The following is a 381-nucleotide window of genomic DNA, read 5'->3' on the forward strand; positions in this document are numbered from 1 at the left end:
GGCGGCGAGCGCGCCGAGGCGGAGCCGGTTCTCCCGCAGCAGGCCGGGGGCCGGGGCGGCGAGGCGCTGGCCGAGCAGGGCGAGGCTGTGGCGGCGGGCGGCGATGATCTCGCGCGGATGCACGAGGCGGGCGGCGACTTCCCGCGCCTGGGCGCGCTTCGCGGCGACGAGGCGGGGCAGGGCGAGGGCGAGGCGCTCGCCGCGATCATCCAGCCGCTGGCGGGCGGTGCCGATCATCGAGGGCAGGTCGGGCAGGGCGGCGGCGGCGCGGTCGAGCCGCAGGCGGACTGACTGGGTGACGCGGGTGAGCGCGCCGGTCAGCCGCGCGCCGCTCTGGGCGAGATCGGCGGCCAGCGCCATGCGGTCGGGCACGGCGAGTTC

1 protein-coding gene is annotated in these 381 nt (G+C 79.8%); it reads right to left on the bottom strand.

What is annotated here, in order from left to right; all coding sequences use genetic code 11:
• Positions 1-381: exodeoxyribonuclease VII large subunit (locus RT91_RS19300; protein ID WP_035189456.1), on the bottom strand; the 381-nt coding region annotated here is incomplete at both ends.

It is taken from the genome of Acidiphilium sp. JA12-A1 (assembly GCF_000724705.2).
Classification (GTDB): Bacteria; Pseudomonadota; Alphaproteobacteria; order Acetobacterales; family Acetobacteraceae; genus Acidiphilium; species Acidiphilium multivorum.